Annotated in this window: 22 protein-coding genes; 4 read left to right on the top strand and 18 right to left on the bottom strand. The window is 60.6% G+C overall.

What is annotated here, in order from left to right; all coding sequences use genetic code 11:
• Nucleotides 1–25: 25 nt before the first annotated feature.
• From KCG45_RS14635 to KCG45_RS14610, 6 genes are read right to left on the bottom strand one after another with little or no spacing between them, the layout of a single operon-like run.
• Entirely contained in the window at nt 26–904 is an 879-nt protein-coding gene (locus KCG45_RS14635) for a DsbC family protein (RefSeq protein WP_007163824.1), read from the bottom strand.
• Nucleotides 901–2,184: a TraB/VirB10 family protein gene (locus KCG45_RS14630; RefSeq protein ID WP_138615240.1), complete on the bottom strand. Its 1,284-nt coding sequence runs from the start codon at nt 2,182–2,184 to the stop codon at nt 901–903. Before KCG45_RS14630 ends, KCG45_RS14635 begins: the two co-directional genes overlap by 4 nt.
• Nucleotides 2,184–2,939 (bottom strand): type-F conjugative transfer system secretin TraK, encoded by a 756-nt coding sequence (locus KCG45_RS14625; protein ID WP_011413831.1) that lies wholly within the window; start codon nt 2,937–2,939, stop codon nt 2,184–2,186. The genes KCG45_RS14630 and KCG45_RS14625 overlap by 1 nt, the downstream gene beginning before the upstream one ends.
• Nucleotides 2,936–3,505, bottom strand: coding sequence for a type IV conjugative transfer system protein TraE (locus KCG45_RS14620; RefSeq protein ID WP_218317978.1), 570 nt, complete (start codon nt 3,503–3,505; stop codon nt 2,936–2,938). Before KCG45_RS14620 ends, KCG45_RS14625 begins: the two co-directional genes overlap by 4 nt.
• A 12-nt stretch (nt 3,506–3,517) precedes the next feature.
• On the bottom strand, nt 3,518–3,805 hold the full coding sequence (gene traL / locus KCG45_RS14615) for a type IV conjugative transfer system protein TraL (protein ID WP_010412623.1): 288 nt from the start codon (nt 3,803–3,805) through the stop codon (nt 3,518–3,520).
• Between the two features lie 26 nt (nt 3,806–3,831).
• Nucleotides 3,832–4,158 carry a hypothetical protein gene (locus tag KCG45_RS14610; RefSeq protein WP_010412629.1) on the bottom strand — a complete coding sequence of 109 codons (327 nt, stop codon included), beginning with the start codon at nt 4,156–4,158 and terminating at the stop codon, nt 3,832–3,834.
• A gap of 363 nt (nt 4,159–4,521) precedes the next feature.
• On the opposite strand from KCG45_RS14610, the gene KCG45_RS14605 reads away from it, so the two are divergent.
• The gene (locus KCG45_RS14605; RefSeq protein ID WP_029140025.1) at nt 4,522–4,983 is read left to right on the top strand and encodes a hypothetical protein; all 462 of its coding nucleotides are present in this window, start codon (nt 4,522–4,524) and stop codon (nt 4,981–4,983) included.
• Nucleotide 4,984: 1 nt separating this feature from the next.
• On the top strand, nt 4,985–5,251 hold the full coding sequence (locus tag KCG45_RS14600; RefSeq protein ID WP_010412637.1) for an AlpA family transcriptional regulator: 267 nt from the start codon (nt 4,985–4,987) through the stop codon (nt 5,249–5,251).
• Nucleotides 5,252–5,298: 47 nt separating this feature from the next.
• On the opposite strand, the gene KCG45_RS14595 is transcribed toward KCG45_RS14600, so the two are convergent.
• Nucleotides 5,299–5,685, bottom strand: coding sequence for a MerR family transcriptional regulator (locus KCG45_RS14595; protein WP_010412642.1), 387 nt, complete (start codon nt 5,683–5,685; stop codon nt 5,299–5,301).
• Between the two features lie 82 nt (nt 5,686–5,767).
• Between KCG45_RS14595 and KCG45_RS14590 the strand changes: the two genes are divergently transcribed.
• On the top strand, nt 5,768–6,130 hold the full coding sequence (locus KCG45_RS14590; protein WP_010412645.1) for a DUF3703 domain-containing protein: 363 nt from the start codon (nt 5,768–5,770) through the stop codon (nt 6,128–6,130).
• Nucleotides 6,131–6,138: 8 nt separating this feature from the next.
• Complete coding sequence (locus KCG45_RS14585; protein ID WP_010412648.1) at nt 6,139–6,783, top strand: class I SAM-dependent methyltransferase; 645 nt, start codon at nt 6,139–6,141, stop codon at nt 6,781–6,783.
• A gap of 98 nt (nt 6,784–6,881) precedes the next feature.
• Here the strand turns inward: KCG45_RS14585 and KCG45_RS14580 are convergent, their stop codons facing one another.
• The 11 genes from KCG45_RS14580 to KCG45_RS14530 form a co-directional block, all read right to left on the bottom strand.
• Nucleotides 6,882–7,538 (bottom strand): peroxiredoxin, encoded by a 657-nt coding sequence (locus KCG45_RS14580; protein WP_010412650.1) that lies wholly within the window; start codon nt 7,536–7,538, stop codon nt 6,882–6,884.
• A 194-nt stretch (nt 7,539–7,732) separates the two neighbouring features.
• A complete protein-coding gene (locus KCG45_RS14575; RefSeq protein WP_369410800.1) occupies nt 7,733–9,841 on the bottom strand; it encodes a TonB-dependent receptor family protein in 2,109 nt (702 codons plus the stop codon).
• 327 nt (nt 9,842–10,168) lie between these two features.
• Nucleotides 10,169–11,122 carry a cation diffusion facilitator family transporter gene (locus KCG45_RS14570; RefSeq protein ID WP_090479115.1) on the bottom strand — a complete coding sequence of 318 codons (954 nt, stop codon included), beginning with the start codon at nt 11,120–11,122 and terminating at the stop codon, nt 10,169–10,171.
• A complete protein-coding gene (locus KCG45_RS14565; RefSeq protein WP_090479112.1) occupies nt 11,122–11,988 on the bottom strand; it encodes a hypothetical protein in 867 nt (288 codons plus the stop codon). Before KCG45_RS14565 ends, KCG45_RS14570 begins: the two co-directional genes overlap by 1 nt.
• The gene (locus KCG45_RS14560; RefSeq protein WP_090479109.1) at nt 11,985–12,614 is read right to left on the bottom strand and encodes a cation efflux transmembrane domain-containing protein; all 630 of its coding nucleotides are present in this window, start codon (nt 12,612–12,614) and stop codon (nt 11,985–11,987) included. Before KCG45_RS14560 ends, KCG45_RS14565 begins: the two co-directional genes overlap by 4 nt.
• Nucleotides 12,611–15,106: a heavy metal translocating P-type ATPase gene (locus KCG45_RS14555; RefSeq protein ID WP_137678722.1), complete on the bottom strand. Its 2,496-nt coding sequence runs from the start codon at nt 15,104–15,106 to the stop codon at nt 12,611–12,613. The genes KCG45_RS14560 and KCG45_RS14555 overlap by 4 nt, the downstream gene beginning before the upstream one ends.
• Nucleotides 15,107–15,222: 116 nt before the next feature.
• Nucleotides 15,223–15,648, bottom strand: coding sequence for a hypothetical protein (locus KCG45_RS15515; protein ID WP_225982092.1), 426 nt, complete (start codon nt 15,646–15,648; stop codon nt 15,223–15,225).
• Nucleotides 15,649–15,661: 13 nt separating this feature from the next.
• A complete protein-coding gene (locus tag KCG45_RS14545; RefSeq protein ID WP_137678839.1) occupies nt 15,662–18,925 on the bottom strand; it encodes an efflux RND transporter permease subunit in 3,264 nt (1,087 codons plus the stop codon).
• Between the two features lie 37 nt (nt 18,926–18,962).
• Nucleotides 18,963–20,111: an efflux RND transporter periplasmic adaptor subunit gene (locus KCG45_RS14540; protein ID WP_011413836.1), complete on the bottom strand. Its 1,149-nt coding sequence runs from the start codon at nt 20,109–20,111 to the stop codon at nt 18,963–18,965.
• A gap of 11 nt (nt 20,112–20,122) precedes the next feature.
• Nucleotides 20,123–21,376 carry a TolC family protein gene (locus tag KCG45_RS14535; protein ID WP_010412683.1) on the bottom strand — a complete coding sequence of 418 codons (1,254 nt, stop codon included), beginning with the start codon at nt 21,374–21,376 and terminating at the stop codon, nt 20,123–20,125.
• Nucleotides 21,377–21,440: 64 nt separating this feature from the next.
• Entirely contained in the window at nt 21,441–21,785 is a 345-nt protein-coding gene (locus KCG45_RS14530) for a hypothetical protein (protein ID WP_137678721.1), read from the bottom strand.
• Nucleotides 21,786–21,882 lie beyond the last annotated feature (97 nt).

Here is a 21,882-nt window from a genome sequence, read left to right as displayed (position 1 = left end):
GCTCCGACACGGGTCACACGGCCGCTCATTGCTTCGATCCGGTCTTGGCATTGGCAAATGCGCGCAGTGTCTTTGCATCGCGGTAGCCGTGCAGCACCGCACCGTCGCGCGCTCTGACGATCACCGGGGTTCCGGCAAAGCCGTTGGCCTGTGCAAAGGCTTCGTTGGCATCGAGCGCAGCTGCTTTCTTGCAGGCAGCGCGCGGTTCGAGGTGCTTGCCGGTGTAGGCGGCATGGAGCGCCCCGACCGGATCGGCGGCGCACAGCACCGCCTCGGACATGCGGCGGCTCGATGCGCCGAAGATCGAGATCGGCCGCTCCTCGACAAGGACGCCTGCCTTCTCGAGTTCGCCGGTGAGCCGCTTGCAGTAGCCGCACTGGAAATCCGAGAAGACAACCAGCTTCGGCCCCTTGGGATTGCCCCACAGGATCGCGCCTACTGCGGGCAAGACTTTGAGATCGACATGCGTCGCGGCCCGCCTGTCGCGGGGTTCTGCAACGTCGTGCCGACCGGCAGTGTCCTCGCCGGCAGCGCGGGCTGCGCCGGCGGCGAGCAGGTCGGGATTGAGTTCAAGCAGGCGCGCGGCGGTTACGTCGCGCCGCTCCTCCATGTCGTAGAGCCGCCCGACGAAGAGGTAGCGTGCCGCTTCGTCGATGTAGAACAGCGTCTCTCCCGAGACGACCTCGCACCACGGCGCGAATGTCTTGCAATCGAGCGCGTCGATCGGTGTCTTGGGCAGACGAAGCTTGAGCGCTTCAACCACATTCTGCGTGATCGCGGCCTGCGCCGGCATGGCGGTCACTACCGCGACACCGCTTGTAAGGAGGGCTGCTGCGCTGGCGGCGGCGAGCGATATGTGCGCGGCGCGCGCCTTGAGGCCGGGCCGCTGGTTCGAGTAGTTCATTGGGGTGTGCTCCTGACATGGACGCCGTCGAGAAAGACGATCTCGACTGCGATGCCGGTCGGCATCTCGACGACGGGTTGGTACTGTTCTGCGCGTTCGATGAGGTATTTGCTGACCGTGTCGGCGGCTTCGCCCGCGCCCTGGCCGAGGCCGCCTGCGAGAATGTCGGTCGGCGAGAGCGCGTCGCGCCTGCCGTCGCTGCCGACAGGCTGCGCAAAGATGCCGTTGGCATTGGCCGAGAAGCCGCGTCCGAACCCGCCGACGATCCCGGCGAGCAGCGCCTGGCTGACGAGGCTGCCTTCGCGGCTGACGACATTGCCGCGAACGCCCGACTTGCCGGCAAAGGCGATGAACCCCTTGACCTCGCTCACCGCAAAGCGTCCGCCCGGTTGCGCACAGGTCATGCGCACAAGCTTGACGTAAACCTTCTCGGCCGAGAGATCGCCGCGCGCCGCGCCGTTGACGAGGCAGCCGGTGAGATCGGTGGTGAGAAGCTTGTTGCCCTGCAGCACCGAGCGCGCCGGACCGGTGATACGCAGCACCACGGGCAGCGGATCGCTCTGGCTGGTAACGCCCGTCGAGGCGTCGACCCCGACGATCACGGTGGCAGGTGCATAGCTGTTGGGCGGCAGGTAATCGCGGCTTGCCTCGAGCAGCAGCGTCGGCGCGCTTTCGATTGCCTTGGTCTTGGCGGCGCCCGGCTTGTCGGATGAGAAACTCAGCAGGCTTGCCTTGGGTTCGCTGGGTGGCTCGAGCGCTCCGGGAGGGAAGCCCGGAGCCCGCGGATCGGCTGAGGGAACCGGCGTAACTGGGGGATTGGCGCGCACCGTCTCGAGTTCCGAGCGCAAGGCGGCGTTCTCGGCCGAGATCGCATCGATCGCCGCCTGACCGTCGCTGATCATCCGCGCGTTTTCGCCGCGCAATGTCTCGAGCTCCTGCTCGATCGAGGCCTTGGGAAGCTGGCTTTCCTGCAGGTCCTTGATCGCGCGGCCCTGCGCATCAAGACGGTTGCCATAAGTGGCGACGAATTCGCGCTGCGAGAGATTGCGATTGACCAGCGCGCCGGTCTCGATCGTGGTCGCGCCCGCGCCGCCGGCGCCGGCTTCATCCTCGCCGCCGAAGATGAACATCGAACCGGAGATGAGTGCCACCCCGCCGATGCCGGCGAGCAGCAGCTTCTGGCGCTGCGCGACCGTGCGGTTGAGATTGCGCCGGGCTTCGCCGCGCGTCTCGTCCTTGGGCGCTGCGGCGGGCGTATCGTGTCTGTCGGTATCGGCCATTATTCGAGCCCTCCCTTCGCAAAGACGAGGAAGGCCTGCGTGCTCTCGCCGGGCTGGAGACTGTCGCGGCCATAGGCAAAGGCCAGCGCCCCGGCGGGCGCCTCGCGTTCACCGGCAAGGTCGACGGGCATCGGGCCGAGATTGCGCAGGGTGAAGGCCTGACCGATCAGCTCGGCACCTTCATATTCGGCGACCTGCTGCACTTCGAGGCTGTCGGTGCGGCGTGGTCGCGAGAGTTCGGCGCGCGCCCGGAAGCCCGGCAGAACACCGTCGCTCGCCATCGCCTCGATCAGGCGGATCGCGGCTTCGTCGCGCGTCGCTGCATAGCCTTCCCATTCGCTCGCCTGGGACTTGGCGAGCGCGGGATTGGTGACGAAGAGCTGGCTCGCTTCCTCGCCATCGACGCGGCAGGCGAACTTATAGACATAGCCCGCGCTGCTGGTCGCGAAGAAGCTGACTCTGGCGCTCGCATATTGCAGCGGCACCGAGACATAAATGTCGCCGCGCACCGGTTCGTGGGTCACCTCGAAATCGTTGTAGGGATAGCCGCTCGCCATCTTCGAGACATTGGCGAAACCATCCTCGATGAGGGCGATACGGGTCAGCGCGCCGCGCGCGAGCACGCAATCGATCGCGGCGCCATCAGCGGCCTCGACGAACTGGTCGGCATGTGCCGGTGAAGCGTAGGCGGCCGTGGCGATTGCCAGCGCAACGCTGGTCAGCGCGGCGGGGAAGGGGCGGGATAGGAGTGTCATGGGTTCTCCTCCTCGGTTTCGGTTGGGAGCTGGCGGAAGCCGGTGAGGCCGAGGCTGAGGCCGCGGCGGTTCCAGCTGAATTCGAAGCTGCGCTGCTGGCTCGCGATCACCTGCGCGCCGACAAAGGTCTTGAGCGTTCCGGTGACGGTCGCGGTGAGCGCCTGCGGGTCGACCTCCATCCGCGAGATGACGAAGGCCTGGCTGATGTCCGAACCGCGCTGCTCGTCGACGATCTTGACGAGCTCGGCCTTGAGGCTCCCGTGCGCTGACGGATCTGCCACCTTGAGGACCTGTTCCATCCAGTAGTCGAGGCTCTCGGGTGCGCGATTGAGCAGCATGAGCGCGGTGTCGCGGGTTACGAGTTCGAGGTAGTGCGCATCGGTACCGCCGCTCCCGAGCGTCAGGCGCTCGGTCGTGACAGGCACCAAAATGACGCTTTCCTCGCGCGTCGCCGCCGCGCCGACCGCCAGCAGGCTGGTAAGGCCCAGCACGGCTGACAGCGCGGCGAAGCGGTTGCGCTGTTTGAGGTGACGCTGCGCTTCCTCATAGGCGAATTCGTGTTTCACTTGGGTCCTCCCTCAGCCTGCGAGCAGGCGGCAGTGGGAGGGCGGCGTGGCTTTCAGCCCGAGGAAGCTCCCCGGCAGATACCAGTAGGCAGCATGGACCAGTTTCGACCCTGCGCCTGATGCCTTCGCCTTTCGAAGGGCGAACCAGGTCATGACCGATAGGCCGGTGCCGATGATGATGTGCTGCGAAAGGATGCCCCACGCGAAGGGGACGAGCAGTCCCGCAAACTCGTCGATGGTCCAGAAGCCGATGAGCTCCGGGTCGTCGAGCCGCCGTGGAACGAGGTATCTGTCGGCCATGCCGCCCTCCCGTCGTTAGACCGCGATCAAATGGTTGCGGTCACGACCGAGGTGACGATCGGCACGCCTGTGCCGACGCCAATTCCGACACCGACCGGGACCGCGACCTGCCCAAGGGCGAAGCGGCCCGAGGCGAGCGCGATCAAACCGCCGGCAAGGCTGAGGACGGTGATGATCTTGCCGCCCGAACCTTCGAGGAAGTCAGTGAACTTCTGCAGCGCCGGATCAAAGGTCGTGTCGGCACCGGCATAGGCGGCACCGGCGCAGGCGACCGCAATCGCGGCCGGAAGAATATAGTCGCGGGCACGAATGCCTTTGACGGATGGGCGGGGAAGGGTGATTGCATTGTTCATCGAGGAACTCCGTTTCGAACATTGGCAGCGATGCGTTCGCTGTATGTTCTTTCCTCGATTGGAAGGCAGGGTGTAGGAAAACGGAAACTGCCGCACGCGGCATTCCGACCAAGAGAAATCGTCGATTCTGGGCAATCTGACCGGGCTTTGCGCGACCGGTGCAGACATTGCGGCCAAGAATACCGATCATTGCGCCACCCATACCGAAATCTGAGATCGAGGGACCGGACTCTGCGCGAATCAAATCGTGTGACGATGAGCCAGTTTCCTACGAGTTCCTTATTTGTTCTTTTTCCTTTCCTACAGTTTGACGCGTCGCCTAGCCTGTTGGTGATTCGCTAAAGATCACCGGAAGCAGGAACAATGGCGCGAAACACAAACGACAAATGGGGAGAACTATCGCGAGGAGTCGCCGCTTTCCTCGACCATGCCGTGGACGAAAGTGGCAAGTCCCGGCGGACGATTGCCGCACAGACGAATATCAACAAGGACGCGCTCCGACGCATCCTCGCCGGGACAAGGTCAGCCACACTGCTTGAGGCGCTGGCCATCCTTGACGCGAGCGGTCACGCGCCGCGCACCTCCCTGATGCTGGCACTCGCGGGGTACTCGCAGCGTAGCAAGGATTGGCAGAATAGCGGCGTGCTGGAATTTCTTGAAACCTTCATAAGCGAGTTGCCGTCTGCTTTGGATCAAGCGCTGGGCGAGAGGCTGCTCGATGTGAGACCGCGCTGGGCAAAGGGGACCGCTCACCGCACCGCCGGTCTCCTGTCGGATCACCTCGCGCAACTGGAGCGGCAGGATGAACAAAGCTTCGCTCTCTGAAATGACGACTGGTCTCGAAACGGACGCGGAAGCCGTTCCTGTCGAGCCAACGCCAGACCGGCTCATTCGTCTTCCCGAGGTCATGGCGCGCGTGGGCCTGCGCCGAACGGCAATCTATCAGCGGATGCGCGAAGGCCGTTTTCCAAAGTCGCGTTCGCTCGGTCCCCGTTGCACGGTTTGGGTCGAAGCCGAGATCGATGACTGGATCGGTTCTGTTGTCGAACGCACCGACGAGATATGTCAGAACACGCCCCGAATTTCGAGATGATCATGGTTTGCGTCCCGTCACCGCTCGAATAAACGCGCGCTGTCCCGCTAGCCGGAAAGCACTTCGATTATCCGGCATTCGCCAACCGCTCCGTGCTGGCAGTCGTCGACCATATGGCGCAGTTCGGTTCGCAGTTTTCGCAAGTCACCAAGCTTCCGATCCACTTCGCGTAGGTGGAGGCTGGCAATAGAGTCCACGGCTTCGCACGATTGCGATGGATCATCCGACAAAGAAAGCAATTGGCGCACCTCCGCCATGGTGAAGCCGAGGTCGCGTGCGCGGCGGATAAACCGCAATCTGGCCAATTCGGTCGGGCCATAGTCCCGGTAGTTTCCGGCGGTGCGTGGTGGTTCCTCCAGCAATCCGGTCCGTTCGTAGTAGCGGATCGTTTCGGCGGTCGTGCCGGTCTTCCGCGCCAGGGCACCAATCTTCATGGGTTTCTCGCAATGCTTGACCTTGTAGCCACTACAAGGTGCATAAGACGATTCGAAGATGCAAGCAGAACGGTAAAATCCTGTGGCAAAGAAGGACATTATTGAACTTATCGAAGCTGAGCGGCGCGTTTTCCGTGCCGCCAGGCAGTCTGGTGACCGGGCTTTGGCTTGGACCGCGCTCGAGCGGGAACATATTCTGGGCCAGGGCTTCTTCGGGCCGCACCTTCGTTCACATATGACGATGCTGGGCTATGCAGTTGAAACCCGCGATGGCCGCGAAGTTCTGGGGCAGGTCATACGTCTTGCGCTCGCTCCCCTTGGTAATCTCACCGGACGGCTCCCCTGGGGCAATACCGGACGCGCAAACGTGAGCGCATTCGCGCCAATGCCATACCCGGACGACCTCGCGGAGGTTTTCACCATCTCTTCGGACGAGGTTCGCTAGCACGCGCCATGGCAATTCTATCCAACGAACAGGTTGAACGTCTCTACGACAAGAACGCGGGAATCTATGACCGATTGGTGTCGGGGTTTCGGTGGGCCGGTCTTGGTCGCTGGCGACGCGATCTGGTTAACCGGCTTGAACTCAAGGCCGGTGACCATGTGATCGATCTATGTGCTGTCACCGGCGCAAACCTCGCGTTTCTGCTTGAGAGAGTAGGACCAAGCGGCAAGGTGACGCTGGTCGACCTTTCGCAAGGCATGCTCGACCAAGCCCGTCGACGAGCGAAGCGCCTGCGAGCTAGCAATGTCGAATTTGTGCAGTCAGACGTAGCCGCCTTCCGCTTTCCGAGCGAGACCAGCGCAGTCATCAGCACCTTTCGACTGGAAATGCCACCTGACTACGCCGCGATCATCGAGCGCGCCTCAGCTGCTCTCCCGACGGGTGGCCGGATGGCCCTGCTTGGCCTGAAGCACCCCGAGCGCTGGCCGCGATGGCTGATTGAAATCGGAATATTCGCTACGAAACCGTTCGGCGTCTCGCGCGAATACGAAGAATTCCGCCCGTGGCTACCAGCCCGCCGAGAGCTGAACGAACTCCATTTCCGCGAGTTTCTGGCAGGATGCGCTTACGAATTCGTCGGTGCCAAATCGTAATGCGGCAGAAGCCGCAGTTGCGTGACTGCTTTTGTCTAGCTTCATGCGGGTTCCCCTGTTGAGTTCGAGCCCAAATACACCACATCCGCTTGCGCTGGTCAGTCGATTTTAACCGTGCGCAGATAGGGGCGCAGCGTTGTGAAACCTTGCGGGAAGCGCGCTTTCGCTTCTTTATCGGAAACAGACGGTGGAATGATGACGTCATCCCCACTCTGCCAATTGACCGGGGTTGCCACGCCTTTACTTTCGGTGAGCTGGACTGAATCGAGCAATCGGAGCACTTCTTCGAAATTGCGTCCGCTGCTCATCGGATAGAGTAGCATCGCACGGATTTTTTTGTCCGGGCCAACGATATAGACGGCGCGAACGGTAGCATTGTCGGCTGCGGTTCTTTGCTCCGCACTGCCAGTCTCCTCGGCGGGCAACATATTGTAGAGTTTGGCCACCTTCAGGTCGCTGTCGCCGACCACCGGGTAATCGACTTTATTGCCGCTGACCGCCTCGATATCGGGTAGCCAGTCGCGATTGTCTTGGCTGCTGTCGACCGACAGGCCGAGAATCTTGGTGTCGCGTTTGGCAAATTCCTCGCCGAGACCGGCCATGTAACCCAGCTCGGTCGTACAAACCGGGGTAAATGCCTTTGGATGAGAAAACAGGATAGCCCAATTGTCGCCCATCCAATCATGGAAGGTGATGGTGCCTTGGGTCGTTTCCGCTGTGAAATCGGGAGCTGTCGAGCCAATGGAGAGGGTCATGTCAAAACTCCTATTTATTCTGGGGGAGGTGTCCGCCGTCCTCATATTTTGGCGGGTGTGTGGCCTGCGGCACGTCGAATGTCGGCGCAATCGATTGCGTGAGTCTCGACCTCACCTGCATTTAGTGAGGCGGAAATGCTCACTGGCGCTCCCGCCTCCTACAAGATTGCGCGATCATCGGCCGGCGTAGATACTCAGAAGCGCACGCTAGCGCCTGCTACGAAGCGCCGGGGAGCCCCCGGTCTCAAACCCGAAGGCCGACGCGCTACAGCATAAGCATTGTCGAACAGATTATCCACTCTGGCAAACAAAGAGAGACCTTCCGTCAGCGCAAACCGGCCGGCGAGATCAAAGACAATCCTTTCGTCAATACGCTCATCGGGCGAAATATCCCCGCTACCTGCTTCGGTGCGTACTTGCGATGTGTAATTGGCGCTCACGAGCAAGGATGCCGGTCCAAATGCGAGCCCCGTTTCGGCATAGAATTGGTGGCGAGCGATGTAGGGGAGTGCGTCGCCCTGGGACACGGAACCGAAGAACGCACTCTCGAAACTGCTTTCGAATTGCGCGTCGGTGAGCGTGTAAACCACCGAGAAGGGAATAGAAATTTCCCTACCCACTTGATGCTCCGTCGAAGCTGCCAGCTCCAACCCCTTCACGGAGACGGCCCCAGCATTGAACTGGTCGCCAATATCCCCGACGCTACACCCCACGGATTGTGTGCAGTTTCCGAGCAGATTGGAATAGTCGGAATAAAACGCAATCGCGGAAGCTTGAATGGCGCCATTCCGAAAACGCCCACCAAATTCATAGTTCCAGCTTTTCTCGGCTCGTGCCTCCGGATTTCCGGGCCCGGGGGGAGAAAAACCGCGCGAAGCGCCTGCAATCAACAGCACGTCTCCCAGTGCATAGGTTGCACCGAGTGCGGGAAGCCATTCGTCAACGTTGGTCTTGCGTATGCGCGCAGGTCCATCGAGACGAGCGGGGTCGGCTCGATCATAGTCCAGTCGAGTAAGGTCGATGCCTTCGTACCGAATGCCGGGTGTCAGAGTAAGCCCGCCGATCTCGATCCGGTTCTCCAGATAGAAAGCGATCGCCTTCGCCTTCGCCTCGCGATTGGCTTGAGCGCCCGGAGCCGTCTGCCGGACGAAAACGAGATCTCCATCCGTTTGCGTATAGAATTCCTCATTCTGCAACCGGTCTTCTTCATCCTCGTGATACCGGAGCGACGCAGCCAGGTTGTGCCTGACCTCGCCGGTCTCGAAAGGTCTTTCGAACGAAAGCTGGACGCCTTCGCTCCGATAGACGCGGTTGTTGTTGCGAATGCGAAGGGCACCTTCAGCGCACTCTGCGCCTCGCAGGATTGCGAGGCCTCTCTCGTTTGAGGAGGGAGCATCGAAAACGGGTTGGATGGCATCAAAGCTGCCATCACCATCGAAATCGATGTCCTGTAGCTTCGACCAACTTCGTGTGAAATCGTTGCGATATAGGGTAACCGCGAACTGCGTGTCGTCGGGCAACCGGAGGGTGCCGGTGAGCCGATATTGATCGTGCTCGCCCGTGAAAACGTCGCGTTGGCTGGCCGAATAGCGCCGGTACGGATCGCTCGCGAAATCCGCGTCGGCGAGGCCCAAATAGGTTTCGTTCGCCTCAAGTTCTGATCGACCATAGGCGAACTCGAGGCGCGCATCGACCGGCGAATCTGGGCTGGTGTGGACGGCGAAGCGGGCGCGATAGTCCTGACGTTGAAAACCGGTCTCAGCGCCGGGAAGCCCATCTATCGTCTTGAACCCGTCACTGCCTTGCTGATAGCTTTCCACCAGCGCCCCGAAATTGCCGGCGCTAGCGCCAATCCAGCCATGACCTTGATAATAGCCGCGAGAACCAAGCTGTCCGGAGGCTTCGCCAGCAAGGCTCTCGGTCGGTATCGGAGTCGATCGGAAATTGATGGCCCCGCCGATCGTGCGAGGACCATAGCGTACCGAGCCCGCGCCCTTGATCACTTCGACTGCATCCATTCGACCGATCGCAGGGAAGTAATACGCGGCCGGAGCGGCGTAGGGGGCAGGGGCAATAAGAACGCCATCTTCCATCAAGGTGATGTTGCTCGACCGTTCGACCGGCGCGCCGCGCAAGCCAATATTCGGGAATAGCCCGAAACTGTCCTCTTCCTGAATGTTGACCCCCGGCACCTGGCGCAGGACACGGTTGACGTCACCATGCTCGAATTCGCTCAGTTCCTCGCCATCGATTAGGTCCGCCGCACCGGCCACTTCATACGCATCGATGCGACCGCCAATCACGATAATCGATTCGCTTGGGTTTGCTATCCCGTCCTGCGATTGCCGCTCATCGGTCGGGTCTTTTTCATTGGCGTAAGCAGGGGCGGCCAGTGCAATTGCTATGAGCGAGGCGGTAGCGCGATACCTGTGAAGAATCCTTTCGAGACATTTACCAGCCTACTACTGCTATTGAGACGTATTCGCAATAGCAGTAGTAGGCTTTTATGCCCATATCGGGTTAGGGCGGCTCGCGGTGCATCGGTTCCGGACTGCAATACCGTCCGTGACCGGCGCGCGATGAGGGCTCAGGGTCTGCGAACGGCCGGGCAGGAACAGGCCAGCGAAAGCTTAATCACCGGCCGTGTCTTTCCCGTTGTTGGGTGCCGGGTGGGCAGGGATCAGCGCATCATCGCAGTCCGTAGCGAGGCAGGGCTCGAAAGTGGCATGTGCGATGCCGAAATCCTTTTCCAGCATCGCCCGCGCGCGTCGCTTGACTCCCTCGAATGCTGTTTGGGAGTAATCAACAAGAGTGAGATGGGCTTCGAGCGCCCGGTGATGTTCTCCCAGATTCCAGACATGGACGTGGTGAATATCCTGCACGCCGCCAAGCGCGCGCAGGTTTTCAACCATCTGATCAAATTCCACCTCGTCCGGCACTGCTCCCATCAGCAGACGAACGGTTCGCGGTAGGAGCGTCGCGCCCTGCCAGATGACATAGGCCGCGATGATGAGAGTGATGATGAGATCGGCGACGACGAGATCGTATAGAATGATTAGCACTCCGGCGACGATCACACCGATCGAGGCCAGCGCGTCCGAAACATTATGCAGGAAGGCAGCCTTCATGTTAATGCTGTCATGCGCGCCGCGATAGACAATGAATGCGGTGACGAGATCGATGACAAGTGCGATCCCGGCAACCCAGATCACGGTCCAGCCTTCGACCGGCTGCGGCGCGGCGAAACGGTTGATCGCCTCAACGATCAGATAGAATCCGATGATCAGCAAGGTCGTCAGATTGATGAGCGCGGCGACGACTTCTCCCTGGGCGTAGCCGAAGGTCATCAGCTTGTCCGCCGGCCGCCGGCCTATGCGCCGCGCAAACCATGCAAGACCAAGAGAGGCCGCATCGCTGAAGTTGTGCAATGCATCCGCGATAAGCGCCAGTGACCCCGAAAGGATGCCGCCGACGATCTGGGCAAGGGTCAGGAGGACATTGATCGCGACCGCGAGGATCAGCTGACGATCGCTAAGGTTTTCCTCGCCGTGACTGTGGCCAGTATGATCGTGCGAGTGCGCCATCACTTCTCTCCGCTATTTACGATTTCGTTGCCGGCGGTATCCGGATGCTGAAGGATCGCATCGGAATTATCGATTGCTCCGATCGCGGCGTTAAATCCGACTGCAATCATTCCGAACATCGCAAGCCCGGAGATGAAGGCCGCGAGTGCTGCCAAATTCAAACCTCCCAGTCTGCCCGGGATTTGCAGCAAAAAATGAACCGACCAGATAAGAAAGTATCCTGCGAGTAGAATTGCCAACCGCGCGTCGGTTGTTTCGCTCATGCCGTGGAGAAGCCAAAACCCGGCTACCGCTGCGGCAACAAAGGCGAGTGACAGAAAAACATGGATCGCCAGACGATCCATGCGTTTCATCGCGCTGTCGCGAAATCCGGCTGTTGTCTTTCGCCCCACCAGGAAAAAGGTGATTCCAACCCCTAGTGTTGCTGCGAAACCGGCGAAGACAGACACGGCTGCTGCTGCACCCAGAGCGATGCCACCAAACCCCAGCGCAATACCGCCTTGAAGCGCAATGGTCATCTTCGGCCCGCGTCTTCCCACGGCGTCGGACAGGGTTCCAACTGAGTCGCGATGCGAAGCCCAGCCTCCGATCAGCACCGCCAGAAGATAGAGAGTCCCGCCAGCGGGGAGCAGGGCTGCGTCTATGAAGTCACCCCTTGCTTGTCCAACTGCAGGACCGGTCAAAACAAGCGCAAGTGCGGCAAGGGCGCCAGAGTGGACGGCCGCCGCGAACCCATTTTCGTTCGGGGTAGGCCCGTGCTTTTCTTCCCAGACAACGCCAGCACCCAGGCCGAGGCTTGCCAGCATCGCCAAGGTCAGGATCGCCGACAAATCCTCAGTTACAAATATCTCGTGGACGAGGCTCATTCCCGTGTTTCGCCATGAACCGTTCCCGCTTCGTCGTGCTTGTCACTGTGCGCGTCGCGCAGGATATCGATCCCGCCGTAAAGAGCTATGCCAGCCACAGCGATGCCGACCACAAGGTCCGGCCAGTTCGCGCCTGTGATCATAACGATGACGCCAGCGATGATAATCCCGCCGTTCGAAATGAAGTCATTGAAGCTGAATGTGGTGGCGGCCCGCATGTTGACGTCCTTGTTCTGCATCTTTTGCAACAGGCGAAGGCAATAGAGGTTCACTATGCCCGCGACGGCAGCCATCGCGATCATCAGGATGCCACCCGGCTCAGAACCTTCAACAAACCGCCTGACGGCATCAGCAATCACTCCGCCGGCAAAGATCAAAAGCATGACGCCAGAAAAGCGCGCTGCGCCTCGCTTCCAGGAGCGCGGTCGACTCAGCGCAAGGAGACTGAGAGCGTAGACAAGCGCGTCCGACGAATTGTCGAGTCCGTTGGCCAGCAGCGCATTCGAGTCGCCAAAGTAGCCCATGACGAAAAACCCGACCGCAATCGCAACGTTAAGCCATAAGACGATCCATAATGTGCGGCGCTTGTCAGACGTATCCAGATTGAAGTTATCATCGCCGCTCATGCTTGCGTCTCCATTATCGCCTTTGCACCGCTCTTCTCTTTATACGCCAGAAGCCGGAGCGCGTTGGCGACCACGATCAATGTCGAACCTTCATGAACCGCGACAGCGGGGCCTATCCCGAGACCGAAAATAGTCGCCGGAATAAGCACAGCGACAATTCCGAGACTGACGATCATGTTCTGCCGGATGATCGAGCGGGTCTGCCGGCTCAGATCGACGGCGAAAGGCAGCCGGGCAAGATCATCAGCCATAAGGGCGACATCGGCTGTTTCCAATGCAACGTCCGAGCCTGCAGCGCCCATTGCTATCCCGACAGTGGCATTCGCCATGGCAGGAGCATCGTTAACCCCGTCTCCGACCATCGCAACCTTGTCCTGACCGGCAAGCTTGCGGATGGCCTCGACCTTGTCGTCGGGCATGAGATTACCCCAGGCCTCATCGAGGCCGACATCCTTTCCAACCGCATCGGCCACTCTTTGATCGTCGCCCGAGATCATGATCATTCGGGTGATCCCGAGGCCGCGCAGCGCTTCGAGCGTCGCCTTTGCTGCCGCCCGCGGCGTGTCGAGCAAACCGATCGCTCCAAGATCGCGCGTTTCCGAACGAACGCCCATTGTTGTCCGCCCACGCTCGCGCATGGCCTCGATTTCTCCCGACAGGCCCTCACTGAGCGAAGGAACGCCGTCTTGGCCAAACATTTCGAGCTTGCCGATCCACACCCGCTCCCCGCCAACAATTGCGGTGATGCCCTTGCCTGTGAAGCTTTCAAGATCGCGCGCTTTGGGTAGTGTCTCATCGCCGATCTGCTCGCGGCCATCCTTGACGATCGCCTGTGCCAGAGGATGATCGCTCAGGCTTTCGGCGGCGGACGCAATCGCAAGCAACTCCCGTTCCGCTACGCCGGGCGCTGCCACAACATCGGTAATCCGGGGCTCACCTTTTGTAAGCGTACCCGTCTTGTCGAACGCGATGGCCTTTAGCGCACCAAGATCTTCGAGCGGCGCTCCGCCTTTTACCAGAATACCGCTGCGTGCTGCTCTGGCTACTCCGGACAAGACCGCGCTCGGGGTGGCGATCGCCAAAGCGCAGGGGCTGGCAGCCACAAGCACCGCCATCGCCCGGTAAAAACTGTCGCGGAACGGCTCGTCGATGACAACCCAGGCGAAAAGGAGCAGGCCGGCCAGAGCGAGCACGGCGGGCACAAAAATTCGCTCAAAGCGCTGCGTGAAACGCTGGGTAGGAGATTGCTGAGCCTCGGCTTCGCTCACCATTTGGACGACCTTGGCGAGCGTCGTATCGCTCGATCGCCGGGTCACTTCCACTTCGAGCGCGCCCGATCCGTTGATCGTCCCTGCAAAGACGCGATTGTCATCCGCAAGATTGTCAGGATTGGCGCGCGCAGAAGCGATATTCGAAACCGCGCTCTTGTCGACCGGCACGCTTTCACCGGTCACCGGAGCCTGATTGATGGCACTGACGCCGTCCAGGATGAAACCATCGGCCGGAAGGCGTTCATTCGGACGCACTATGACCACGTCGCCAATCGCAAGCTTCTCGACCGGAACCTCAACGACGTCAGTTCCGCGCTTTACTCGTGCCGTTTCCGGCGCGAGCTCGGCGAGCGCCTCGATCGCCCTCTTGGCGCGGCCCATCGCGTAGTGTTCGAGCGCGTGGCCGAAACTGAACAGGAACAGCAGAAGCGCGCCTTCGGCCCATTCCCCAAGAAAGGCGGCGCCCGCAGCAGCGACAAGCATGAGGCTGTCGATTTCGAACCGGCGGAGGCGCAGATTGTCCCACGCCTCTCGGACGGTAAAGAATCCGCCAAAGAAATACGCTGCGAGATAGCACGCGAATGGCAGCCATCCGGGATGCCCAGACCATAGTTTCTCAATCCCGAACCCGGTCGCGAGAAATGCGCCCGAGGCGAGCGAGAAATAGAGTTCGGTGTTCGCGCCGAAGATTCCGCCATGACTGTGTCCGGCATGATCTTCATCATCGTGACTATGGTCTTTGGAAGAGTGCTCGGCGTTCCTGACGACATCGCCCGCCAGAACCGACACGCCGAGGTTCTTGAGCTCGCCCGCAATCCTAGGCTCATCGGTTAGCTGACGGTCGTATTCGGCGATGAACCTCCCGCTCGCATCAGCATTTGCTTCGAGGATACCGGGTTTGCTCGCCAGCAGGTCCGCGACCGTTTGGGCACGGCGGGTGGAATTGATGCCATCGGCTTGCCAGACAACGTGTCCGTAGCGTTCGGAGATTTCCGCTCCGGCCACATGGGCCAACTCCTTGATGCGGGCGACAGTCAGGCGATCGGCATCGTATGATATCGCTAGTCGGGCGGATGCATCTTTCTCGCCGGGCAATATCGTGACCTCGTGCACGCCGATCCGCGAGCTGAGCAAAGACTGCAAGCGCGCGATGCAATGATCGGTTTCGCTCGGGATGTCGGGAAGGAGCGGTGAGACTTCGAGTTCGATGGTTCGCGTCATTGCCTATTGCTTCCCATTGGAAATTGACCGCTCCCGGTGCCGCAGACCCGTAAGCTTGCAGGTTCGCGAAACCCGAATAGGGACTAGCGAAGCCCGCATATTGCGTAACGAAAGCGTCAATGTGCGTCCTGACCTGCCGGCACTTTCAGCGAATTCGCTGGACAGCGGTGAAACGTGCGCGTGACACCGCGATAATTGCGGGTTGTCAGTTTTTCGGCGGTGCGCTCTTCGATGGTAAGATGACGAACCCGCATCGGCCGTTCATGACCTTCAAATGGCATGTGCGCGTGGGTGTAAGCGATGGCATCGCCCTCGTCTCGCCAAATTCCGACGGCGGCGGGGCCACCGTCCGGAAGCTGCACTTCGGCATAATAGCCATCTGCGAAAAACACCCAGGCCGGTCCGCTATCACAAGACCGCGTTTCACCAAGGCTCCAGACACCGGCGATCGGAACAAGCGTGCTCTGATCCTGCGCCGATGCTGGAACACTTGAAAGTATCAGGGCGCCGGCAAGAGTCACACTGAGCTGGCTACTAATCATTGATGCTCTCCATTCACGTAACCTCTTGCAGCTCTTGCCGTTCCTCGGGAGTGACGTTGCGGCGCAGGCGGTCCCACCAGCGTTGACGCCACGTCCGGTCATCCTTTCTGGTGGCGAAGACGAGCTTCAGGATCGCGGGAAGGACGAACAAGGTGAGCGCAGTGGCGGTGATCAGACCGCCAATGACCACCGTTGCCAGAGGCCGTTGAACCTCCGCTCCAGTGCCGGTCGCGATCGCCATGGGGACAAACCCGAGCGACGCGACCAGAGCCGTCATCAATACTGGACGCAAGCGCGCCAGTCCGCCTTCCACGATGGCCTCATCGAGCGCCATCCCCTTGTCCAGACGCTGGCGTATTGCAGTCACCATCACGAGACCGTTGAGGGTCGCCACGCCCGAGAGGGCGATGAACCCGACTGCCGCCGAAACCGAAAACGGCATTCCGCGCAGAGCCAGCGAGAAGATGCCGCCAGCGAGGGCGAGCGGGATCGCGCTGAAAACAGCCAGAGCGGGAACCCAGCCTCCGACTGCCATATAGAGCAACAGGAGAATAACCGCGAAAGCGATCGGGATAACGATCTGCAACCGTTCCTGCGCAGCCTGAAGGTTCTGGTACTGGCCGCCCCACTCGATGAAGGCTGCAGCGGGCAATTCGACCTGCGCCTCGACATTCGCCCTCGCTTCCTCAACGAAGGAGCCAAGATCGCGCTCGCGCACGTTGGAGGAAACGATCACCAGCCTGCGTCCCTGTTCACGGCGGACTTCGGCAAGGCCATCCACAACCCGGAATTCGGCGACCGAGCGCAGCGGTATGGTCGCTCCGTTCGGAAGCAGCACCGGCAATGCACCAAGCTGATCGAAATCATCGCGTGTCGCATCCGAAAGCCGAACGACGACCTCGAACCTTCGATCGCCTTCAAAGACCAGCCCGGCAGGCCGCCCGCCCAAAGCAATTGCGACGGATTGAGCGACGTCTTCGACCTTCAGCCCATATCGAGCGATCGTTGGACGATCGAAGGCAATATCAAGCGTTGGGAAACCGGTGACCTGCTGGACTTTAACATCCGCAGCTCCCTCGACCTCGCGCAAAATCCCGGCGACCTCGTTCGCTGCCGAGGTCATGGCGGTCAGGTCGTCGCCGTAGATCTTGACCGCGACATCGCCGCGCACGCCAGCGATCAGTTCGTTGAAGCGAAGTTCGATTGGTTGGCTGAACTCATAGAGATTGCCAACCAGGCCTCCCAGAGCACTCTCCATTTCTGCCACCAGATCATCTTTCGAAAGATCCGGGTCAGGCCATTCATCGCGCGGCTTCAGGATCACATACGCATCGGAGGCGTTGGGCGGCATCGGGTCGCTGGCCACTTCCGCAGTACCGGTACGTGAGAATACCAGCTGCACTTGCGGAAATTCCTCCAATCGATCTTCTACTCGCCGCTGCATCGCCAGAGACCGCTCGAGAGATGTGGAAGGGATTCGCAATGATTGCACCGCGATATCGCGCTCGTCGAGCTGCGGTGTAAACTCGCTGCCAAGGAAACTGAACACCAGAGCAGCAACGGCAAAAATGCCGGCACCGGCCCCGATCACCGGCCAAGGGCGGGCGATGGCTTTGCGGACAAGAGGCCCATAGCGTTCCTTGGCGATCCGGATCGGTTTGACTTCCTTCTCCGTCAGTTTTTTGTTCAGCAGGATCGCGATCATCGCCGGGACGAAAGTCAGCGAGAGTACGAATGCCGACGCGAGCGCCAGCATGACCGTGATGGCCATCGGCGAGAACGTCTTGCCCTCGACTCCGGTGAAGGTCAGCAACGGTGCGAACACCAGAAGGATAATCGCCTGACCATAGACAGTCGGCTTGATCATCTCCTGCGCGGCAAGCCGCGTTTCCGTCAGCCGTTCGCCAAGTGTCAGGAGCCGGCCCTCATGCTCCTGTCTGGCCGCAAGACGTGCCACACTATTCTCGACGATAATCACGGCCCCATCGACGATCAGACCGAAGTCAAGCGCGCCCAGACTCATCAGATTGCCTGACACTCCGAGCCGGTTCATGCCGATCGATGCCATCAGCATCGAAAAAGGGATAACCAGAGCGGCGATAATTGCGGCCCGTATGTTGCCGAGCAAAAGGAACAGGATGGCTATGACCAGCAGCGCACCCTCGACGAGATTCTTCTCGACGGTCGCGATCGTTGCATCGACGAGAGACGAACGATTGTAGACGATTTCGGCTACCACACCTTGTGGCAGGGAGGCGCGGACTTCGTCAAGCCTCTCAGCGGCCTGGGCTGAAACAGTGCGGCTGTTTTCTCCTGCCCGCATGAGGACGGTACCAACCACAGCCTCGTCGCCATTCAGCGATGCAGCCCCGGTTCTGAGATCACCGCCAATGCTGACCGTTGCGACATCTCCCACGCGAATGGGAACGCCTCCACGTGTAGATATGACTGCTTGCTCGATGTCCTGGACACTGCCGAGCCGTGCATCGACACGAGCCAGCAGGGCTTCTCCTGATCGCTCGACGAAATTCGCGCCTTCGGCAAGGTTGGCGGCTTCCAGCGCATCGATCACCTCATCGAATGAAAGCCCGTAGCCTGTCATGCGAGCAGGATCGGGCTGTACGAGATATTGCTTTCGGAAACCCCCGATGGAATCGACACCGGCGACGCCATCGACCGACCGCATGAGTGGAGCGACCACCCAGTCCTGAATGGTACGCAGATAAGCAGCCTTAGCGACATCGCTATCCAGCCTGTCACCGCGTTCGGTAACGAAGCTTCCGTCGGACTGCCAACCGACCGCATTGCCCTTCGGTGCTTCCTTGCCCCCCGGATGCTCGAACTCGATCGTATACATGAGCACTTCGCCCAGACCGGTCGAGATAGGTCCCATTACCGGTTCTGCTCCTTCGGGCAGCGAAGCGGTGATCGGCGTCAGGCGCTCATTGACCTGCTGCCGCGCGAAATAGATGTCAGTACCTTCTTCGAAGATTGCAGTAACCTGGCTGAACCCGTTGCGCGAAATCGAACGGGTCATTTCCAGACCATCGATCCCGGCGAGACCGGTTTCCACCGGATAGGTTACCTGCGTTTCGACCTGGGAGGGGGAAAGGGCGGGCGCTTCGGTATTGATCTGCACCTGAACGTTCGTAATGTCGGGTACGGCGTCAATGGGAAGCCGAAGAAGGTTCATCACGCCATAGATGGCGACACCGATCGTCAAAACGACCATGGCCCAGCGAAAACGCACGGCCATGTCGAGGATCATGCCGATCAGGCCGTGGCGGTGCGAGTGCTCCGTTTCCTGCATGCGATCAGTGTCCATGTTCGGCTTCCTCTTTTTCGAGTTCGGCTTTGAGCAGGAAGGCATTCTCGGTTGCGATCCGCCAGTTCGCTTCGAGACCGGATTCGATCACCACGCGGCCTGCGGAACGTGCGCCGGTCACCACCGGACGGGTCTGGAAGCCGCGGCGCGTGCGCACGAAAACCACTTCCTGGCCGTCGAGTGACTGCACCGCGCTTTCGGGCACCGACATGCGGCCCGTGTCGACCTCGCCCGAAGGTCGGATGCGCGCTTGCAGGAAGGCACCTGGTTGAAGACCGGGGATGGACCGCGTGAGCGAAAGGACTGCCGTCGCGCTGCGGCTCTCAGGATCGAGCGATGGCGTGACGGAGCGGACCCGCGCTCCGATCTCGCGGTTTTCTGCAAGTTCCAGCGTGGCTTCATCGCCTGGCTGAATACGGCTCGCTTCTGCAGAGGGGAGCGCGACTTCGATCTGCATCGCATTAGGATTCACGATTTGGTAGAGTTCCTCTCCCGCATCGACAAACGAACCAAGGACAATAGGCGCCGCCGTTACCCGTCCTGCAAGAGGGCTGGTAACCGCCAAAGACCGACCGTCGCCACTCACGCCCGCTGCCGCAACCGCTGCCTGCGCGCGGGACAGTTCTGACTGGGCGACCTGGAGATTGGCGCGCACCGCTTCGAGATCCTGCCGCGCCGTAACATTGGCTTCGAAAAGCCGGCGTTCGCGCTCATAGGCGGCTGACAATTCGTTGACGCGCGCGCGCGCCGCGCTCAATTGCGATGCCAAAGCTGCCGCTTCCGCACTTTCGATACGCGCAATGGTTTCACCCTGCCGGACGTAATCACCCAGCGTTTTTTGAACGCTCCGCACCACGCCCGCCGCTCGCGCATCGATCCGCGCGCTGCCTGTGGGGCTAGCGGCGATTGTGGCTGGGAACACTAGCTCTACCGCCGAGCCCTCACCAACGGTCTCGACCATGATTTCGGAGCTTCGAATCTGCTCTTCGCCGAGTAGGACCAGTCCTTCCGGGAGATCGCTTTCTTCGGTTTCCTCTTCGCTGTGCGGTTCTGCGCCGTTGTCCGGCCACAGCATTACAGCAGCCGCAAAAACAAGAATGATCAGGCCGATCAGTACGGCCAAACGCTTACGGTTCATGGGTATTTTCCTCATTGGGCGCCAAGCCAGATCAACTGCGCCGCCAGGCGACCGCGATCTTCCTGGGCTTGGATCAAGGCTTCTCGGATTGCATCGCGGGCTTCGGCCGCAGCCAGAACCTCGATCAGCGGGAACCTGCCGTTGCGATACCCAATCCGGACGAGGCGCAAGGCTTCTTCCGCTTGAGGCAGGGAGGTTTGGGACAGAGTCTCTACACGAGCCTCGGCGGCGAGAAAGCGGCCGCGCGCCTGGGTTACTTCGAGTTCGAAATCCGCGCGGGCGACAGCCTCGCGTGCGGAGGCCGCGCGGAAGCGGGCCTCGGCAGCGGCGATGTTACCCTGATTGCGATTGCGGAAAGGAAGGGGAATCGAGACGCCCACTAGGAAGGCCTGATCCCTGCTTTCCTCGAACCGCCTGACACCGGCGGAGATGGCCGGATCGGGAACACCCAAAGAGCGCTCCCTGTCGATCGCAGCGTCCGCCGCCTCGCGTTCGGCACGCGCGACTTGGAGACGCAAAGCAGAAGGCGATGCAAGAAGCATCGCAGGAGGTTCGATCCCGGGAAACGCCGATGGCACGTCCGGGGGAGGGGACGTTTCACCCCAGAGCGCCACCAACGCGCTCCGCGCCGCTATCTCTGAAGCTCGCGCGGCTTCAAACTCCGCCTCGGCTTCAGCAAGGGCCGCTTCTGCACGAAGCGAGCGCAGCGGCGGCTCGCGGCCAACTTCGACAAGCAGGCCAGCTATACGCGCGAGTTCGCGATTGCGTTCGACTACGTCGCGGGCAAGTTCCAGTCGCGCAGCTGAAGCGACCGCCTCGATGTAGCGTTCGCGCACCATGCGACTCAGCTCAGCGACCGACAATTCTCCAGAAAGCATTGCCACGCGCGCCTCGGCCTCGGCCGAGCGAATGCGTGCGCCCCGCTTGCCGCCTAGCTCGAGGCGCTGACTCAAAGACAGCGTATATTCGGTTGCTTGCAGCCCTGAAAAGGCACCGCTTCCTGCGATGTTCTCCGCTTCAAAGGCAAGCTCAGGATTTGGCCGAAGCCGTGCCTGATCGATAAGCGCGCGTGCCGCGTCCGTTTCGGCCTGCGGCCCGATCAAACGCGGATTGTCTGATTGCACCTGCGCGCTTTCGTCCACACCCGCACGCGCGAGAGCTTCGTCGAGCGTCAACACCGCGCGTTCTTGTGCACGCACCGCACCGGGCAGTACTGCGAGGCTCAGCCCTGCAAAAAGGGCGCCTCGCCAAATAATGGCAAACATGAATTGATTTTTCCTCTACTGACATGCCGAATGCGCGCCGACATTGCGGCGGCAATACTGGACGTCAGATTCGAGGAGGGGGCGTCAAAATCGCTTGCTGGACTGCAGTCAGGCCGACGGGTTCGAAGAAATGCTGTGCACCGGATGAACGCTCACCGGCCCCGATATCCGCATTGCCTGCAAATTGGACTCCATGATGGCAATGGCCGTGGGCGCAGATGCCATGCTGCTCATTCGGGCTGTCCGGCAAGTCTTGACCAGTCTCGCTACTTGCAGCTTCGACACTTGTAAGTTCGCCAATTTCAGGCCCGCATACCGCCGCGTCCACGCTTACGCTGAACACCAGGCCGAAGAGAATCAGCATGGCGAAAAACGGCTTCAAGGCAAGAAGGGGCATACGGAGGGTCATGACACTTTGGCCCCGCTAGCAGGACCAATCACATGGCACAAGTCGATATTCTCTTCGAATTCCGAAGCCGTCGCGCAGCTCAATGCATAAGAACGAA

This window comes from Erythrobacter ani (genome assembly GCF_019204025.1).
Classification (GTDB): domain Bacteria; phylum Pseudomonadota; class Alphaproteobacteria; order Sphingomonadales; family Sphingomonadaceae; genus Erythrobacter; species Erythrobacter ani.
This window is presented reverse-complemented; position numbering and strand designations above follow the sequence as displayed.

What these genes read in the sequence shown, in the direction of transcription:
- KCG45_RS14635 (WP_007163824.1), bottom strand. Translation starts at nt 904, where the DNA reads ATGAACTACTCGAACCAGCGGCCCGGCCTCAAGGCGCGCGCCGCGCAC.
- KCG45_RS14630 (WP_138615240.1), bottom strand. Translation starts at nt 2,184, where the DNA reads ATGGCCGATACCGACAGACACGATACGCCCGCCGCAGCGCCCAAGGAC.
- KCG45_RS14625 (WP_011413831.1), bottom strand. Translation starts at nt 2,939, where the DNA reads ATGACACTCCTATCCCGCCCCTTCCCCGCCGCGCTGACCAGCGTTGCG.
- traL (WP_010412623.1), bottom strand. Translation starts at nt 3,805, where the DNA reads ATGGCCGACAGATACCTCGTTCCACGGCGGCTCGACGACCCGGAGCTC.
- KCG45_RS14610 (WP_010412629.1), bottom strand. Translation starts at nt 4,158, where the DNA reads ATGAACAATGCAATCACCCTTCCCCGCCCATCCGTCAAAGGCATTCGT.
- KCG45_RS14605 (WP_029140025.1), top strand. Translation starts at nt 4,522, where the DNA reads ATGGCGCGAAACACAAACGACAAATGGGGAGAACTATCGCGAGGAGTC.
- KCG45_RS14600 (WP_010412637.1), top strand. Translation starts at nt 4,985, where the DNA reads ATGACGACTGGTCTCGAAACGGACGCGGAAGCCGTTCCTGTCGAGCCA.
- KCG45_RS14595 (WP_010412642.1), bottom strand. Translation starts at nt 5,685, where the DNA reads ATGAAGATTGGTGCCCTGGCGCGGAAGACCGGCACGACCGCCGAAACG.
- KCG45_RS14585 (WP_010412648.1), top strand. Translation starts at nt 6,139, where the DNA reads ATGGCAATTCTATCCAACGAACAGGTTGAACGTCTCTACGACAAGAAC.
- KCG45_RS14580 (WP_010412650.1), bottom strand. Translation starts at nt 7,538, where the DNA reads ATGACCCTCTCCATTGGCTCGACAGCTCCCGATTTCACAGCGGAAACG.
- KCG45_RS14570 (WP_090479115.1), bottom strand. Translation starts at nt 11,122, where the DNA reads ATGGCGCACTCGCACGATCATACTGGCCACAGTCACGGCGAGGAAAAC.
- KCG45_RS14565 (WP_090479112.1), bottom strand. Translation starts at nt 11,988, where the DNA reads ATGAGCCTCGTCCACGAGATATTTGTAACTGAGGATTTGTCGGCGATC.
- KCG45_RS14560 (WP_090479109.1), bottom strand. Translation starts at nt 12,614, where the DNA reads ATGAGCGGCGATGATAACTTCAATCTGGATACGTCTGACAAGCGCCGC.
- KCG45_RS14555 (WP_137678722.1), bottom strand. Translation starts at nt 15,106, where the DNA reads ATGACGCGAACCATCGAACTCGAAGTCTCACCGCTCCTTCCCGACATC.
- KCG45_RS15515 (WP_225982092.1), bottom strand. Translation starts at nt 15,648, where the DNA reads ATGATTAGTAGCCAGCTCAGTGTGACTCTTGCCGGCGCCCTGATACTT.
- KCG45_RS14540 (WP_011413836.1), bottom strand. Translation starts at nt 20,111, where the DNA reads ATGAACCGTAAGCGTTTGGCCGTACTGATCGGCCTGATCATTCTTGTT.
- KCG45_RS14535 (WP_010412683.1), bottom strand. Translation starts at nt 21,376, where the DNA reads ATGTTTGCCATTATTTGGCGAGGCGCCCTTTTTGCAGGGCTGAGCCTC.
- KCG45_RS14530 (WP_137678721.1), bottom strand. Translation starts at nt 21,785, where the DNA reads ATGACCCTCCGTATGCCCCTTCTTGCCTTGAAGCCGTTTTTCGCCATG.